11 protein-coding genes are annotated in these 16,973 nt (G+C 60.8%); 5 read left to right on the top strand and 6 right to left on the bottom strand.

Going from position 1 to position 16,973, the window contains the following annotated elements:
- Positions 1 to 148 precede the first annotated feature (148 nt).
- From fdhD to RTCIAT899_RS16490, 3 genes are all read left to right on the top strand, one after another.
- Positions 149 to 976, top strand: coding sequence for a formate dehydrogenase accessory sulfurtransferase FdhD (gene fdhD, locus RTCIAT899_RS16500; RefSeq protein WP_015341370.1), 828 nt, complete (start codon positions 149 to 151; stop codon positions 974 to 976).
- Positions 966 to 1,232 carry a formate dehydrogenase subunit delta gene (locus RTCIAT899_RS16495; protein WP_015341369.1) on the top strand — a complete coding sequence of 89 codons (267 nt, stop codon included), beginning with the start codon at positions 966 to 968 and terminating at the stop codon, positions 1,230 to 1,232. The genes fdhD and RTCIAT899_RS16495 overlap by 11 nt, the downstream gene beginning before the upstream one ends.
- Before the next feature lie 106 nt (positions 1,233 to 1,338).
- On the top strand, positions 1,339 to 3,000 hold the full coding sequence (locus tag RTCIAT899_RS16490; protein WP_015341368.1) for an OFA family MFS transporter: 1,662 nt from the start codon (positions 1,339 to 1,341) through the stop codon (positions 2,998 to 3,000).
- A gap of 73 nt (positions 3,001 to 3,073) precedes the next feature.
- On the opposite strand, the gene RTCIAT899_RS16485 is transcribed toward RTCIAT899_RS16490, so the two are convergent.
- From RTCIAT899_RS16485 to RTCIAT899_RS16460, 6 genes are all read right to left on the bottom strand, one after another.
- Positions 3,074 to 4,747: a methyl-accepting chemotaxis protein gene (locus RTCIAT899_RS16485; protein WP_015341367.1), complete on the bottom strand. Its 1,674-nt coding sequence runs from the start codon at positions 4,745 to 4,747 to the stop codon at positions 3,074 to 3,076.
- Positions 4,748 to 5,044: 297 nt separating this feature from the next.
- Complete coding sequence (locus RTCIAT899_RS16480; protein WP_015341366.1) at positions 5,045 to 5,521, bottom strand: chemotaxis protein CheW; 477 nt, start codon at positions 5,519 to 5,521, stop codon at positions 5,045 to 5,047.
- A gap of 161 nt (positions 5,522 to 5,682) precedes the next feature.
- Positions 5,683 to 6,618 (bottom strand): arginase, encoded by a 936-nt coding sequence (gene rocF / locus RTCIAT899_RS16475; protein WP_015341365.1) that lies wholly within the window; start codon positions 6,616 to 6,618, stop codon positions 5,683 to 5,685.
- A gap of 335 nt (positions 6,619 to 6,953) precedes the next feature.
- Positions 6,954 to 11,138, bottom strand: coding sequence for a translocation/assembly module TamB domain-containing protein (locus RTCIAT899_RS16470; protein ID WP_041677693.1), 4,185 nt, complete (start codon positions 11,136 to 11,138; stop codon positions 6,954 to 6,956).
- A 65-nt stretch (positions 11,139 to 11,203) separates the two neighbouring features.
- Positions 11,204 to 13,129, bottom strand: coding sequence for an autotransporter assembly complex protein TamA (locus tag RTCIAT899_RS16465; RefSeq protein ID WP_081598387.1), 1,926 nt, complete (start codon positions 13,127 to 13,129; stop codon positions 11,204 to 11,206).
- 302 nt (positions 13,130 to 13,431) lie between these two features.
- Entirely contained in the window at positions 13,432 to 13,743 is a 312-nt protein-coding gene (locus tag RTCIAT899_RS16460; RefSeq protein ID WP_015341362.1) for a YMGG-like glycine zipper-containing protein, read from the bottom strand.
- Between the two features lie 297 nt (positions 13,744 to 14,040).
- On the opposite strand from RTCIAT899_RS16460, the gene RTCIAT899_RS16455 reads away from it, so the two are divergent.
- Together RTCIAT899_RS16455 and RTCIAT899_RS16450 are read left to right on the top strand one after the other, a co-directional pair.
- Positions 14,041 to 14,529, top strand: coding sequence for a (2Fe-2S)-binding protein (locus RTCIAT899_RS16455; protein WP_015341361.1), 489 nt, complete (start codon positions 14,041 to 14,043; stop codon positions 14,527 to 14,529).
- 81 nt (positions 14,530 to 14,610) lie between these two features.
- On the top strand, positions 14,611 to 16,956 hold the full coding sequence (locus RTCIAT899_RS16450) for a xanthine dehydrogenase family protein molybdopterin-binding subunit (protein WP_041677692.1): 2,346 nt from the start codon (positions 14,611 to 14,613) through the stop codon (positions 16,954 to 16,956).
- Positions 16,957 to 16,973 lie beyond the last annotated feature (17 nt).

The following is a 16,973-nucleotide window of genomic DNA, read 5'->3' as shown; positions in this document are numbered from 1 at the left end:
CGCTTGTCATCAGCAAGACAACAGGCAGCGATTTCAGCAGACTGGATGCTCGCTTGAGGCAAGAGGCTCCTGCGCTTTACCAATCTCCCCCCTTGTGGGGGAGATGTCACAAAGTGACAGAGGGGGGTATTCCGCGCCCCATCGTCCAATGACCAAATTCACGCCCACCATCACCGTCCCCGAAACCGCCCGCCGCAACGGCCTGGTCCGCTCGGGCTCTCGCGTCGTCCCTGAGGAAGTGCCGATCGCATTTTCCTATGGCGGCACCTCGCATGCGGTGATGATGGGCACGCCCGCCGATATCGAGGATTTCGCCATCGGCTTCAGCCTTGCCGAGGGCATCATCACCGATATAAGTGAGATCGCTGCGATCGAACCGATCGAAGACGAGCAGGGGATCGATGTGCAGATCGCTCTGGTCGACGATGTGGCCGACGCGCTGCGGCTGCGCCGCCGCCATATGGCAGGCCCGGTCGGCTGCGGGCTCTGCGGCATCGAATCGATCGAGCAGGCGGTGCGCAAGGTACCGGATGTCTCGAACGTTGCTTTAGAGCTGACGCAAAAGGATATCGTCCGCGCGGTCGCGCTGCTCAACGATGCGCAGCCGCTGCATCGCGAGACGCATGCTGTGCATGGTGCGGGCTTCTATATTCCCTCCGAGGGCTTGCTTGCCGTGCGCGAGGATGTCGGCCGGCACAATGCGCTCGACAAGCTCTGCGGTGCCGTGATCCGTTCCGGCCATAAGGGCGCGGAAGGGGTAGTGGCCGTCACCAGCCGCCTGTCCGTCGAGATGGTGCAGAAGGCGGCGATATTGGGCAGTTCCGTGCTGGTTGCCATCTCCGCGCCGACGGCGCTCGCCATTCGCACGGCCGAGGAGGCCGGCATGACGCTGGTGGCGCTGGTGCGCGGCGACGATTTCGAGATTTTCACCCATCCGCATCGCATTATCACGGGGAGCATCGCCGATGTCGCCTGAGGAAACACCGCACGGCAAGACCGAAACCAAGCTCATCTATATGGCGAACCAGATCGCCACCTTCTTCAAGACGCAGCCGGCAAATGAAGCCGCGCAGGGTGTTGCCACCCACATCAACAAGTTCTGGGAGCCGCGCATGCGGCGCCAGCTTTTCACGATCATCGATCAAGGAGACAGCGGGCTCAGTCCTTTGGTGCTGGAAGCAGCCTCGCTGATCCACAGGCCCGCGCCGGCCGAGGAAGTTAAGTCGGCTTAATAACCAGTACTGACGATGTATCGGGATGGAGAGAGGAGCCTCCTCCCGCAAAGCGGTTCCCATTCAGGGAGGCGGTCTAGATTTTTGCAGTGAGGAGGAGTTGTTCATGACGGCTGCGGATACGAATATTTCCCGAGGAACGGCGACGGCGGGCCTGCTCGATCGTGAGCGCATCATTGCCAGGCCGGGCTTCAACCGGTGGCTTGTGCCGCCTGCGGCATTGGCGATCCATCTCTGCATCGGCATGGCCTATGGCTTCAGCGTGTTCTGGCTGCCGCTCTCCAAGGCGCTCGGCACCCCGGCTCCAGCTCCTGCAGAATGCGCCAGCCTCAATCTTCTGACTGCCCTGTTCACGACAAGCTGCGATTGGCGCGTCAGCGATCTCGGCTGGATCTATACGCTCTTCTTCGTGTTGCTCGGCTCTTCCGCGGCCATATGGGGCGGGTGGCTCGAGAAAGCGGGGCCGCGCAAGGCCGGCGTGGTCGCTGCCTGCTGCTGGTGCGGCGGTATCCTGATTGCGGCGATCGGCGTGATCTTCCATCAGCTCTGGATCATGTGGATCGGCGCCGGCGTCATCGGCGGTATCGGGCTTGGTCTCGGCTATATCTCGCCGGTGTCGACGCTGATCAAATGGTTTCCCGACCGGCGCGGCATGGCAACCGGCATGGCCATCATGGGCTTCGGCGGAGGCGCGATGATCGGCGCGCCGCTTGCGAGCCTGCTGATGAACCACTTTCGCATGGATGGCTCCGCCGGTGTCTGGCAAACCTTCATCGTCATGGCAGCGATCTATTTCGTTTTCATGATGGGCGGTGCCTTCGGCTATCGTCTGCCACCGGCCGGCTGGCGTCCTGACGGCTGGACGGCACCCGCTGCCAAAAGCTCGATGATCACGACAAAGCATGTGCATCTTCGCAATGCCCACAAAACCCCGCAGTTCTGGCTGATCTGGGCAGTATTGTGCCTCAACGTCTCGGCCGGTATCGGCGTTATCGGCATGGCCTCCCCGATGCTGCAGGAAATCTTCGGTGGCGCCTTGATCGGCCTGCCTGATCTGAAATTCGCCGATCTCAGCAAGGACCAGATCGCGGCAGTGGCGGCCATCGCTGCCGGCTTTGCCGGTCTGCTGTCACTCTTCAACATCGGGGGGCGCTTCTTCTGGGCGTCGCTCTCCGACAGGATCGGCCGCAAGAACACCTATTATTGTTTCTTCGTGATCGGCATCGCGCTCTATGTCCTGGCTCCCTGGGCGGCCGGGATCCATAGCAAGGTGCTGTTCGTCGGCGCGCTCTGCATCATCCTGTCGATGTATGGCGGCGGTTTCGCCACCGTTCCGGCCTATCTCGCCGACATCTTCGGTACGCAGTTCGTTGGCGCCATCCATGGTCGGCTGCTGACAGCATGGGCGACGGCCGGGATCATCGGGCCTGTCGTGGTCAATTACATCCGTGAGGCCCAGAAGGCAGCGGGCGTCGAAGGCGCTCAGCTCTACACCTTCACCATGTATATTCTTGCGGTCATGCTGGCTCTGGGCTTGATTGCCAATTCGCTGGTCAAGCCGCTCTCGGACAAATGGTTCATGTCGGACGAGGAGGTCGCCGCGCTACAGGCGAAGACCGCTGCCGCCAATGCTGGGCCTACCGGCTCTTTCGGCATCGGCACGGGTGGGTTTGATGGCAAGGCGCTGATTGCCTGGGCGCTTGTCGGCGTTCCGCTCCTCTGGGGTGTCTGGGTGACGATCAAAAGCACCTACGCATTGTTCGGCTAAACGATCCTCCGAATGACGAAAAGCCGCTCCGAAGTTTCGGGGCGGCTTCTTGATTTTCAGCAGGGCTTTACGATCAGGCGGCGCGGCGGACGACCATATGGCGGATCATCGAGTCGGCCAGACGGAATTGCGCAAGCAGCGTATGCAGCGCGTCCGCCTCATTGGCGAGCCTGAGGCTTGCGGCGGTGCTCTCTTCGACCATCGCAGCATTCTGCTGGGTGGTCTGATCCAGCGAATTGATCGCCGAATTGATTTCCCGAAGGCCGATCGTCTGTTCCTTCGACGCCTTTACGATGGCGGCGACGTTGGTGTTGATATCGGCAACCTGGGTGACGATCTGTTCCAGCGCCTTGCCCGTCTGGCCGACCAGGCCGACACCGTTCCTGACGTGCTCGCTCGATGTCGTGATCAGCGCCTTGATCTCCTTGGCGGCGCTGGCCGAGCGTTGTGCCAGTTCCCGCACCTCCTGCGCCACGACGGCAAAACCCTTGCCTGCCTCGCCGGCACGTGCGGCCTCGACACCGGCATTCAGCGCGAGCAGGTTGGTCTGGAAAGCGATATCGTCGATGACGCCGATGATGTTGGTGATCTCGCGCGAGGATTTCTCGATCTGATCCATGGCGGCGACGGCGTTGCGGACTACCGTGCCGGAGTCTTCGGCGCCGCGTTTGGTTTCGGCAACGAGGCGCCCTGCTTCTTCCGCACGCTGGCTGGAATCGGCGACCGTGGTGGTGATCTCTTCGAGGGCTGCGGCCGTCTCTTCCACCGAGGCGGCCTGCTGCTCGGTGCGCCTTGAGAAGGCTTCGGCTGAATCGCCAAGCTCGCGCGAGCCGGCGGCAATGGCGCTGGCATTGTGGCCGACGGTGGTCAGCGTCCCGGAAAGCCTCTCGATCGTCGCGTTGAAATCGTGGCGAAGCTGCTCCATGGAGGGGACGAAGGACCGCTCCAGCGTCTTCGTCAGGTCGCCTTCCGACAGGCTGCGGAGTGCGCCGGCAAGCTCGCTGATGGCGCTCATGCGCGAGGTGACATCCGTCGCGAATTTCACGACCTTGTAAACCCTACCGTCGGCGTCGACGATGGGGTTATAGGCCGCCTGGATCCAGATCTCCTTGCCGCCCTTGCCATAGCGGACGAATTCGTTGGCGATGAACTCGCCCTGCGCCAGGCGCTGCCAGAAGCGCTTGTATTCCTCGGTGCGGGCATAGGCAGGGTCGCAGAAAATGCTGTGATGCTTGCCGACGATCTCGCTGGGCGCATAGCCCATGGCGCTGCAGAAATTCTCGTTCGCGGTCAGGATTTCGCCGTTCGGCAGGAATTCGATGACGGCCTGTGAGCGCGAGAGCGCCGCGAGCTTGCCCGCGTCATCGATCGCCTTCTTCTTGGCGTCCGTGACATCGACGGCGAATTTTACGACCTTGACCGGCTTACCATTGCGGAAGACAGGGTTGTAGGAGGCCTGTATCCAGATTTCGCGATTGCCCTTGCCGAGCCGCTGGTAGGTGCCGGCATCATATTCGCCACTGCCAAGGCGCGCCCAGAAATCATGATAGGCCGGGGTTGCGATATAGGCGGGATCACAGAACATCCGGTGATGGTTGCCGACGATTTCCTTCAGCTCATAACCCAGTGCGCGGCAGAAATTCTCGTTTGCCGTCAGAACCTTACCCTCGAGATCGAACTCGATGATGGCCTGCGATTTGGACATGGCGGACAGAATGCGGCTGGCATCCGATGATAGACTGAACATTCCTATTCCCTCCTAGAAAGCTCGCACCTGCCGAGCGTCGATTGAATGACATCGAAGCGGACGACTGTGCTCGCCGAGACGCCTCTGAGAGGCGTGCCGCACGGAATGGCCGGAATGTAGAGATTGTATTTTCTTTCCTCGCTTCACAATCGATGATGGAGTTTTCTCATTTAATTTTGAGTAAAAATTAGCTTATTAGAAATTACAATTTAAATAAAAAATAATTAGCTAAAATTATGAGGAAATAAAAAACCGCCGCAGAGAGCGGCGGTTCTTTGGAAAGACTATACTGCAAAGTTAAGCAGCGAGCTCGTCTGTTTCGTTTTCCTTGAACATCTTGGCGAGGTTCAGGAAGCAGATCATTCCGTTCTCCGTGGCGATGATGCCTTCGCAATAGGCGCGATCGAAGGAGGCGGTCACTTCCGGAACCGGCTGTACCTGGTTGGAAGCGATCGTCAGGATATCGGAGACGCGGTCGACCAGCATGCCGATGACCATGTTGTGCACTTCGGCGACGACGATGGCACTGCGCTCATTGGCGACCGTGCTCTGCATGCCGAGCTTGTAGGCGAGGTCGATGATCGGGATCACCGAGCCGCGCAGGTTCATGACGCCGATGACATCGGCCGGCGCATGCGGGATCGGTGTCGATGGCGCCCAGCCGCGAATTTCGCGGATCGTGGTGGTTTTGACGCAGAATTCCTGATCATGCAACCGGAAGGCAATGATCTCCAGAGTTTCGCCGCTGAAGCTGGTGGAATTGATCGTGGCCATGAACGTTCTTCCCATTGAACCGTCACGCCGAATCCGACGTGTTATTGGCACGATAGAGCAAGAACATTGCTTAAACCTAAATCTATACAAGCAGTTTCGACTGGATAGTCTTACGCGGTATGATGTCGGAAGGGGTAACCCCCGAAAGGAATGGAGCCCCTTTAAGCCGCTCGTGTGGGGCGGTCGAAGATGCGCCGGCCGAAGAGGCTTGCCGCCATTTCCACAAGAACACGGGCGCTCTTGCCGCGATCGTCGAGGAAGGGGTTGAGCTCGACGAGATCGAGGGACGAGACAAGATTGCTGTCGGAGAGCATTTCCATGATGAGATGCGCTTCGCGATAGGTGGCGCCGCCCGGCACGGTGGTTCCGACACCCGGTGCGATATCCGGATCGAGGAAATCGACATCGAAGCTGACATGCAGCAGGCCGTTGGCCTCGCCGACGGTATCGAGCACCTTGCGCATGATGGCGGCGACGCCTTGCTCGTCGAGGGAGCGCATGTCGAAGACGTTGACGCCGTGTTCGCGGATTTCCTCACGTTCACGCGGATCGACGGAGCGGATACCGACCTGGAAGACCTTCGTCGGATCGACCAGCGACCGGCCGGCCGGCAGAACGCCCTCGATCTCGGCTTCACCGCAGAAGAATGCAACGGGCATGCCGTGAATATTGCCTGAGGGCGAGGTAGCGGGGGAATTGAAATCGGAGTGAGCGTCAAGCCAGAGCACGAAGAGGGGGCGACCAACTTCCGCCGCGTGGCGGGCCATGCCGGAGACGCTGCCCATGGAGAGGCTGTGGTCGCCACCCAGGATTAGCGGGAAGCCACCGGACGATGCGACATCATAGACCTTTGCTTCCAGTGCACGCGTGAACGCGCCGACGATCTTCAGATTGTGAGCGTGGGGATGGTCGGGCAGGTCGGCTGCTGGAACAGGATGCAGGTCGCCGCTATCCGTGACGCGATGGCCAAGTTCGGTCAGCGTGGTTTCGATGCCGGCGATGCGGAGCGCCGTCGGACCCATGCCGGCGCCGCGGCGACCGGATCCTTCTTCCAGGGGAACGCCGATCAGAGTAACGGGAGTGGATTGCGTATTCATCGGCATTGCTCCGAGGGTTAGAGCGATCCCGGAAAAGCCAGCAGCGGCTTTCCGGAACGGGGTAAAAACAACGGCATGGATCAGATCGAGGCCATGAAGAGCCGACCGATCCGCATTATGTTGGCTTGCATTATCAATTGTCTGGATGACAGCAAAAAGATGGAAAATTGTCCAGAATCAACTGGCTTTCGACAGATTGATCAATCCAATTGCGCAGAATGATAAGCCAGCGGACAATCTTCATGCGAGCTCGCGCTGCGCAACGAGGCGCACATCTCTATTTCATCCGCGGCGAGGTGCTCGACGATAGTCTGTTCTCGCGGGAGAGGCGTTCCTCAATATTCATGCTCGTAGACGACGCCCGCTTCCCCGGCGCCGTCAGATCCCGCCGCGCCGCGCAGCTTCACGCCGCGACCTACATTGAAATTGATGATGGCCTTGGTATTGTTTGAGGCGCCCTGCTGCAACTCGATATAGGTGCGCTTGTTGATATACTTGCCGGCGCCTACCTGTGCCTGGCCGTTCGCATCCGTTGAGATATCGAGATCGTCAACGCCGAGATGGCTGCGCAACCCCTCGAACAGCGACGTGGAGCGTCCGCCGGCAAGCTGGCTGGCGGCATCGGCGAGCTGGGCGATCTGCATGGCGGAAAGTTTCGACATGGATTGACCGAAGATCAGCTGCGCCAAAACCTCGTCCTGCGGCAAAGCCGGAGAAGACGAGAAGCCGATCTGTGGGTCGGTCGCCAGGCCGGTGACATCGACCGTTATGGTGGTGGAGCCTGCCGTCGACGTCGCTTCCATGTTGAGCGCCGGGGTCAGGTCGCCGCCGAAGGTGATCTTGCTGGTATCGGTGAAATCCAGCCGGCGGCTCAAGATGGTCAGGCGCCCGCGCCGCATGGTGAAGCCGCCGGATACCACAGGTTCGGCTGCCGTGCCGCGCACCGTGATGTTGCCGCCGAGTTCGGCATCGATGCCGCGGCCACGAACGAAGATCTGCGAGGGGGCATCGAGCTGCAGATCGATGCCGAGGGTCGTCGATTTGCTACGCGGCGCCTCCGGCTTCTGATCCTTGAACTGGGCCTTGACCGCAGCCGGGGCATTCTTGTGCTTGATGTTGATCTCCGACAGCGATGCCGGCAGCTTTTGCGGCACGGTAATGGACGCCTTGCTGATCCTAAGATTGCCCGTCAGCATCGGCGCGGTCATCAGCGGTCCCTTGAGGCCGAGCGTGCCGTTGACCGTCGCGGTGACGAGGGTCCCGTCGACATAGGTCGCGTTGTTGAACTTCATCTGGATATCGGCAGGGAAACCGCTATCCGGAGCAATGCCGACCGTACCGCTGCCGGAAATGCTGCCGCCGCTGGTGAGGTTGCCGCTCAGCCGGGAGATGACCGCCTGCCTGCCGTCGAGCGTAACGGTCACGGCAAGGCCGTTGAGTGTCAGGTTTCGCCTGACATCGACCAGCTTGGCGCTGTCGGTGGTGATCGAGCCTGATATGGCGGGTGCCGCCGTCGTGCCGCCGATCTGCATGTCGATCCTGGCGGTGCCTGTCATGACGAGACCCTGGGCGGCCAGCTGGCCTGCCAAGGCGTCGAACGGCAGATTACCGGAAAACCTCAGCGCCATCGCCTTGTTGCCAGCAATGGCGATAGTGCCACCGCCATTCAGCGCCAGGCCGCTTTGGCCGGTCAGGTTGGTATTGATGGTCACGACATTGTCGACGAATTTGCCGTCCGCCTTGATGCCGAGTGCGGCGAGGCCGGCGGATTTCGTCTGGCTCGTCGCCGCTCCCGACCAGTTGGTCTGGAAGATGACGGCTGGCGAGGCGGCCTTGCCGGTAACCGCCACCGTGCCCGAAATCACTCCCTCCGCCGCAAGCGTCGGCGCAAAGACATTGGCCAGGCTCGCCGGCAGATTGGCAATCTTCGCATTGATGTTCAAGGCCTGCCCGGCTGTGCCATCTACAATCACCGAACCGCCACCGGTCTGAAGGGTCAGGCCGTTCAGCGAGGCCATGCCGTCCTTGATGACGATTTTCGTCGGCGATGCGAGCTTCACCGGAATGGTACGTGGCGCTCCGGCAAGCGAATCGAGGTTCACCGTCGTCTGACCACCAGCGGTCTCGACATTGCCGCGTGTCGTCAACGGCGCGTTGTCATAGGTCGATTTCAGATCGAAATCCGTGCGGCCGCCCTGCTGAGTGAAGGTCAGATTGAGATCGGCGATGCGGTTGGCGCCTGAGGCAATCGTATCGGCGCGGATGCTGCCATTGGCGGAGAAGGCCTTGAGATCGTCGACGGCAAGCGCCACGGCCGGCTTGCTGATGACGAGATCGTCGCGGCGGATGCCATTGCCGTTGGCGTTGACCTTCAGGCCGGTCTTGCCGTTGGCGCTGGTGATATCGAGCGAGCCCTTGAGGTCGCCTTCGGCCTTCTGCCCGGCAAGGGCGGCGAGCAGACTGAGATCTGGCAGATCGAAGGTCAGTGCACCGGTCGGCTCGAAGCTCGGCGACAGATCCAGCTTGCCCCGCAGCTTGTTGGTGCCGATTTCGGCTGCCAGCGACGGGATGCTGGTGCGGCCATCCTTGGAAATCGCGTCGGCAGTGATGCGGATCGGCTTGCCGTCGATTGCGCCGCTTGCCTGAACCTTTGCCTGCGGAGCTTTGGGGTCGGCGGTACCGGTCACGCCGATATCGAGCGTATCGAGCAGCCGTCCCGCCAGTTTGACATTGACGGCCTTGACGGTCGCGTCGATATCGAGCGCAGAGAGCGGACCCTTGGCCTTGAGCCCGATATCGGCCTGTCCCTGCGCATTCGGGACGAGCTTGGAAAGGTCGAGCACCTTGCCGGATAGATCCGATGTCAGCGATTGGTCGCTGAGCGCGACATTGCCGTTGATCTCGGCGACATTGGATTTCACCGCAAGATTGGAGAGCGTCATCTTGGTCGGTACCGTGCCGGCGACCTGGCCTTCCAGCGAAATCGTGCCTTCGAACTTGTTGGATACGCCGTCGGGCAACACGCCTGGCAGGGCAAAGAGCTTGAAATTGCCCGTCAGCGCCTTTGACGACAGCGTGTACTTGCCATTGACGGTGCCGCCGATGCTGGCGCTTTCCAATGTCGTATTGTTGAAGCCGATCGTATCGGGCGAGAGCTGAAGCGGCGCGGTCAGGGCAATCGGCGCGCGGATGAGACGATTGAGGTCGGGGCTCATGAAAGCCGTCTGGCCGACGACCAGACGAAGCTGCAGCGGGCCGGACATAGCGGTGAGATTGAAGGCATCGCTTCGGGCGCTGAGATTGATCTGTCCGATATTGCCTTGCGGGGCGCTGGCGCTGTCGAGAGCAGCTTTCGCATCGATCTTTACCGATTGCGCCGCACCCGTCAGCGCGATGTCGACCCGCGAGATCAGGGCGCGGGCCTCGCCGTTTTCCATCGGCCAGCGGAAGTCGACAGGACCGGAAGTGCCGATCAGATTGGCATTGAGGCTGTTGTTGCCAGCGGGATCGAGCGTGCCCGATGCAGCAAGCACGGCGCTGCCGGTGGCGAGGTTGCCGGTCTGGATATCGATCTTGCCCTTGCCGTCAAAGGCCGCCGAAAGATCGATGGTGGTCTGGCCGGCAAAGAGCGCCCGCATGGTCGGCGGCAGGAGCGAATCGACATCGCCGCCGCCCTTGATGTCGATATGATGCAGGCCGTCGGCCGAGAGGCTGTGGTGGCCGGTGATGGCGACTGTCGGCTTACCGTCGAGTGCTGCCTGCAGCTTGCCGGCCCAGTTGGAGAGCGGGCCGTCGCCGGACAGGTCGATGTTGACGGCGGGTCCGCCCGGCAGGTGCAGCAGCCCGGCCAGCATGCCATCGCGCGGCTCGGAAATCTGCGTTTTCAGTTTCAGCTTGTTGTCGGCCGGAGCAAAGGCGATATCGGCGGAAAGCTTGGCATCGGGCACGTCATGGCGGCTGGTGTTGATCACGAGACCCATGCTGCTGCTGTTTGCCTTGACGCTGCCGTCTGCGGCGAGAACGAAATCCTGTCCCGCGACAGCCTGTCCGATGCGAAGATCAGGCAGGGAGATGGCGCCGATATCGACGGCAATGGGCAGGGAGAAGCCGCTGCCGCCTGTCGACTGCGTTTCTGGCGCGGGTGCGGCCGTCGAAACCGGCAGCCGTTCGAAATCGACGACATCGGCTGCGACGCGATCGGCATGGAAGGTGCCGGTCAGCAAAGACAGCGGAGACCAGTCGATGGCAAGGTTCTGCACCTTGGCATAGGGGCCTTTCGTGTCGGACACAGTGATCGAACCGACCCTCAGATTGCCGTTCAACAGTCCCGATGGGGTGGCGATCGCGATGGTGCGATCCGGCGTCGAGGCGATCTTCGCCACCTGATCGACGGCGTAGCCGGTTGCGGAGGGTACGAGGCCGATGACGAGCACAGCCGCAATCGCGAGCAAGAGGATTGCCACGACCGCATAGGCGATCCCGCGCACCAGTTTCCCGAAGATTCGAATCAATATGCTCATGAAAGCGACAGTAACCTCAACTTTGTAACCGTGTGCTGAAAGGCCCGCGACAACTATACAGTCTGTCAGAAGGCCTGACCGATGCCGGCATAGATGCCATAAGATGTGCCATTGTCATATTTCTTCAACGGCACGGCGACATCGAGCCTGATCGGGCCGAAGGGCGTAGCGTAGCGCAAGCCCACGCCGGCACCAATGCGCAGGTCGGACCCGTCGGGCAAGACGCTGTCGGTGACGCTGCCCATATCGACGAAGGGTACGACACCGATCGTATCGGTGATCTTCACCCGCGCTTCGAAGGAGGCGGTCACGTAGGAGCGCCCGCCGGTTTCGTCACCGTGCGAGTTATAGGGCGAGATTTCCTGATAGCTGTAACCGCGCACCGAGCCGCCGCCACCGGCATAGAAACGCCGGGTGGCGGGAATGTCCTCGATGCTGTTTGCTCCCAGCAGCGAGCCCGCGGCAAGCTTGCCGGCGAAGACCACGTTGTTGTTGGCGCCTATGCCCTTGTAACCGGTGATCGAGCCCTCGAAGGAGCTGAAAACCGTGCCGCCCATTGCCTCATAGCTCGGCTTGGCGCTGATGGAGGCGCGAAAGCCTTCCGTGGGGTCCAGCTTGTTGTCACGCGTGTCCCGGACATATTCCAGCGGGATCGCGACCGTCAGATAGTTGTGCTTGCCGAAGGCGTCGGTGGTATCTTGTTCATAAGATACCTCGCCGCCGGCAGATACGGTATCCTGATCGTTGATCTCATAGGCAAGGCCGCCGCTCGCCGTGGCGGTATTGGCGTCGTAGGCGTCGGGATGCAGGCTTTGCATCTTGAGGCCGGCCGTGAAGGTCGCGGAAGGATAGAAGGTTGCCGGTCGGACATAGGTGATGCCGGCGGTGTAATCGAGCTGGCCGACATCCGTGGTCTCGCCGATACGGGAAACAGAGCCCTCGATGCGTAGCGAATCCGCGCGTCCGGTCAGATTGCGGTGTCCCCAATAGCCCTGCAGGCCGAAACCGTCGATGGTGGAGTATTGCGCGCCGACACCGAAGAAGCGCTGCTTGCCTTCCGACACCTCGATGGTCGTCGGGATGCTGCCATCCGGTGCCAGCTTGTCCGCCTCGCGGATGGTGACGCTGGAAAAGACGCCGAGTTTTCGCAGGCGGTCCGACGCCTTCTTCAACTCGTCGGGCGAGTAGGGCTTGCCTTCGTTGATGCGGGCATAGCGCTTGATGAAATCCGGATCGACCGATTTCTGGCCGGTGACGCCGACATTGCCGAAGGGAGCGACGGGACCGCTTTCGACCTTCAACGAAACATCGACCGTATTGCTCGCATGGTCGGCGACGACATCGCGCTTGTCGAGCTTGGCGAGCGGATGGCCCTCGTTCTTGAAGTCGGCGACCATCTTGTCGCCTGCCTTCAGAATGGTCAGCGAGCCGGCATCGCCGCCGCGCACGAGGCCATAATTGGCCGGGTCCAGCCTGGTGGCGTCGCCGAGCAGGTTGATCTTTCCGAGCTTGAAGATCGGGCCGGGATCGACGCTGATCGTGACCGCAACAGGCTTGGCGCGGCTGAACGTCGGCGTCGGCGGCAAGGCATCGAGAGGCGTGCCGTTGACGGTGATGGTGACCACGCCGCCGTAACGGGCCTTCTCATAAAGCGTTGCGATCAGGCGGTCGCGGTCGTCACGCGCCTTCACGACGACGCCGAGGTCGCCGGAGACCGGCTTGTCCTTGTCGGAAATCAGCATCGAGCTGTCGTTCAACGCTTCCTTCAGATCCTTGTCGAGATTGTCGGCCTGGAAATCGACCGTATAGCGGACGGGATCGGACACCTGGTCCGCCGTTTCGTCTTCGCCCCAAAGCTTGATGCCGAAGAGCTTGAATGCAAAGGCATTTTGGGCGCACACAGGACCGAGCGCCAGCACTGCCGCAACCGCTGCCACGGTTCCTGCCTGCCGATACGCAATACTCTTTCTCGGTTCAGTTCTTTTATGCATACGCCGCTTTACGGTTACATGAGAACTTACTCAGTTTGACGTTTCCCGGGAGTTAACGCGCGGCCACCATAGAGGCAAAAGTCCCTCAGGTGTACCGTTTTGGAGTCAAAAACGGGGAAAAGATAACCTTTTCCGGGTGAAAAGCCCGCGTTTCACGGCGAGATTCCACCTGCTCAATCGAGCTAAAAACGGCGTGTTGGAGCTATTCTTCGACAGCGAGACCGACATCAAAGGTCTCGCAGCCCGAATAAAAAAATCCCGGACTTGTAGCCCGGGATCTCCGAAATTCGATGAAAAACCGATCAATAGCCGCCGTAACCGCCGCCATAACCACCGCGATAGCCGCCGCCATAACCACCGCGCGGGCAATCGTCGATATAGCGACGTCCGTAACGGTCGCGATAGTAGCACTGGCCGGGCTGTTCCCGGACGCTGCCGATGACTGCACCGGAAAGGCCGCCAATTGCGGCACCAACAGCTGCGCCGCGGACGTTACCGGTCACAGCTCCGCCGATGATCGCGCCGCCTGCTGCGCCGATGCCTGCGCCCTGTTCGGTCGGCGTGCAGCTTGCGATAGACAAGCCGACCAATGCGAGCATAAGAACTTTCTTCATTTACTCTCTCCAACGTTAGTTAAGCCGAACCTCGGCCAACGTCGTCCCCATTCTTCAGCTCCACCACGATGGGCTGTCTTTACAGTCCTGCAACGATAGAAAATATCGTGCAAAATATGATTGTCTATTGGTACGTCGCAGTTTTTTTCATGCTGAGCGAAGGCAGTCTCGCCTCTGGAGAGTAAAACAGTTCGCAAAGAGCAGAAAATCCGCTCCCTCTCTAAAGTAGAGGTTGATTGGATTGCGAAAAAGTCAAATGATGCCCCTTGCCTCTGGAGGAGAGGCAAGGAGGAAAATATGGCAAAGGTGACTTTGACGGTGAACGGCCGTTCGGTCAGCGGCGAGTGCGAGGATCGCACGCTGCTTGTCCATTTCATCAGGGAGAAACTCGGCCTGACCGGAACCCATGTCGGCTGCGATACCAGCCAGTGCGGCGCCTGTGTCATCCATATGGATGGCAAGTCGGTGAAGAGCTGTTCGATCCTGGCCGTTCAGGCTTCCGGCTCCAAGATCACAACCATCGAGGGTTTGGCCGCCAATGGCGAGCTGCATCCGGTCCAGGCTGCCTTCAAGGAGCATCATGGCCTGCAATGCGGCTTTTGCACGCCGGGCATGGTGATGGCATCGGTCGACGTGATCAACCGCCATGGCGGCAAGCTGGACGAGAAGACGGTGCGCAGCGAACTCGAAGGCAATATCTGTCGATGCACCGGCTATCACAACATCGTCAAGGCGGTGCTTTCAGCCAATGCCACAATGAACGCCGCCCAGCAGGCGGCCGAATAAATTCCACCGAGATCGTCTGGCTAAACGCTTGGACTGTGATCTTGGCGGATTGCCGGGCCCGGAACCCCAATGGAGGATGTGATGGGCGTTGAAGGCATTGGTGCGCGTGTGGCGCGCAAAGAAGACAAGCGATTTCTGACGGGCAAAGGGCGCTACACCGACGATATGGTGACGCCGGGAATGAAATACGCCTATTTTGTCCGTAGCCCGCATGCGCATGCAAAGATTAGGAGTATCGATGCGTCGGCGGCACTCTCCATGCCAGGCGTGATCGGCGTACTCGAGGGCAAGCAGCTACTTGATGACGGCATCGGCAATCTGATCTGCGGCTGGATGATCCATTCCCGCGACGGCTCCCCGATGAAGATGGGCGCGTGGCGGCCGCTGGCGGTCGATACCGTGCGCTATGTCGGTGATGCCGTCGCCATCGTCGTTGCCGATAGTCTTGGCGAGGCGCGCGATGCGGCTGAAGCCGTAGCGGTCGATTATGAGGAACTGCCGGCCGTCGTCGAGGCAGTTGACGCGCTGAAAGCCGGCGCACCGCAGATCCATCCGGAAGCGGCAAACAACCTGATTTTCGACTGGGAGCTTGGCGACGCGGCAGCGACCGACAAGGCGATTGCCGAGGCAGCCCATGTCACCGAAATCGAGATCCACAACAACAGGCTCTCGCCGAATGCCATGGAGCCGCGCGCCACACTCGGCATCTACGATGCGGCCGAGGACCATTATACCTGCTACACCACAAGCCAGAACCCGCATGTGGCCCGGCTCGTCATGAGCGCCTTTTATAATGTCGCGCCGGAAAACAAGCTGCGCGTCATCGCGCCGGATGTCGGCGGCGGCTTCGGCTCGAAGATCTATATCTATCCGGAAGAGATTGTCTGTCTCTGGGCGTCGAAGAAGACCGGCGTGCCCGTCAAATGGACGGCTGACCGCACGGAAGCTTTCCTCACCGATGCGCATGGCCGCGACCATGTTTCCAAGGTCAAGATGGCCTTCGATGCGCAAAATCGCATGACGGCCCTCAAGGTCGACACGATCGCCAATCTCGGCGCCTATATGTCGCTTTTTTCCTCGGCGGTGCCGACCTATCTCTATGCGACGCTGCTGTCGGGGCAATATGCCATTCCGGCGATCCACGCCAATGTCCGCACGGTCTATACCAATACCGTGCCCGTCGATGCCTATCGCGGGGCAGGGCGGCCGGAGGCGACCTATCTGCTGGAGCGCACGGTGGAAACGGCGGCGCGCGAACTCGGCGTCTCGCCGGCGGAACTCCGGCGGATCAACTTCATACGTTCGTTCCCCTACCAGACGCCCGTGATCATGAATTATGACGCCGGCGATTACGAGGCTTCGCTCAACGCCGCCATGCAGCAGGCCGATTGGGCCGGCTTTCCGGCCCGCAAGGCGGAGGCCGCCCGTCGCGGCATGAAGCGCGGCATCGGCATGAGTTGCTACATCGAAGCTTGCGGCATCGCGCCCTCGCAGGCGGTGGGATCGCTCGGGGCAGGCGTCGGCCTCTGGGAATCGGCAGAGGTGCGGGTCAATGCGGTCGGGACCATCGAAGTCCTCACCGGATCGCACAGCCATGGACAGGGGCATGAGACGACGTTTGCGCAATTGGTCGCAGATCGCCTCGGTGTGCCGATCGACAGCGTCTCCATCGTCCATGGCGATACCGACAAGGTGCAGATGGGCATGGGTACCTATGGTTCCCGCTCGGGCGCTGTCGGCATGTCCGCCGTCGTCAAGGCGCTCGACAAGGTGGAGGCGAAGGCAAAGAAGATCGCCGCTCACCTGATGGAAGCCGACGAAAGCGATATCGTCATCGAGAACGGCGAGTTGAAAGTCGCGGGCACCGATAAGACGCTGCCCTGGTTCCAGGTGGCGCTGGCTTCTTATACGGCACACAATCTCCCCGCCGGCATGGAGCCGGGCCTCAAGGAAACCGCTTTCTACGATCCGGCAAACTTCACCTTCCCGGCCGGCTGCTACATCTGCGAGGTCGAGGTGGACCCGGAAACCGGCAAGACGGAGATCGTGCAGTTTGTCGCGGCCGACGACTTCGGCAATATCATCAATCCGATGATCGTCGAGGGACAGGTGCATGGCGGCATCGCGCAGGGCATCGGTCAGGCGTTGCTGGAAGGCGTGCATTATGACGAGAGCGGCCAGCTGCTGACGGCGAGCTTCATGGACTACACCATGCCGCGCGCCGACGATCTGCCGTCCTTCCAGCTTTCGCATCAGAACACGCCGTGTCCGAACAATCCGCTAGGGATCAAGGGATGCGGCGAGGCGGGCGCCATCGGCTCGCCGCCGGCGCTGATCAACGCCATTACCGATGCCATCGGCAACAACGGGCTGACCATGCCGGCGACCCCGCTCAAGGTGTGGGAAGCGGCGCGGGCCACGGCCTGAAACGAGAGGAGGATAGG

Origin of the sequence: Rhizobium tropici CIAT 899 (assembly GCF_000330885.1) — a bacterium.
GTDB classification, from domain to species: domain Bacteria; phylum Pseudomonadota; class Alphaproteobacteria; order Rhizobiales; family Rhizobiaceae; genus Rhizobium; species Rhizobium tropici.
The sequence above is the reverse complement of the archived record's forward strand: the minus strand, read 5'-3'. Positions and strand labels throughout refer to the sequence as shown.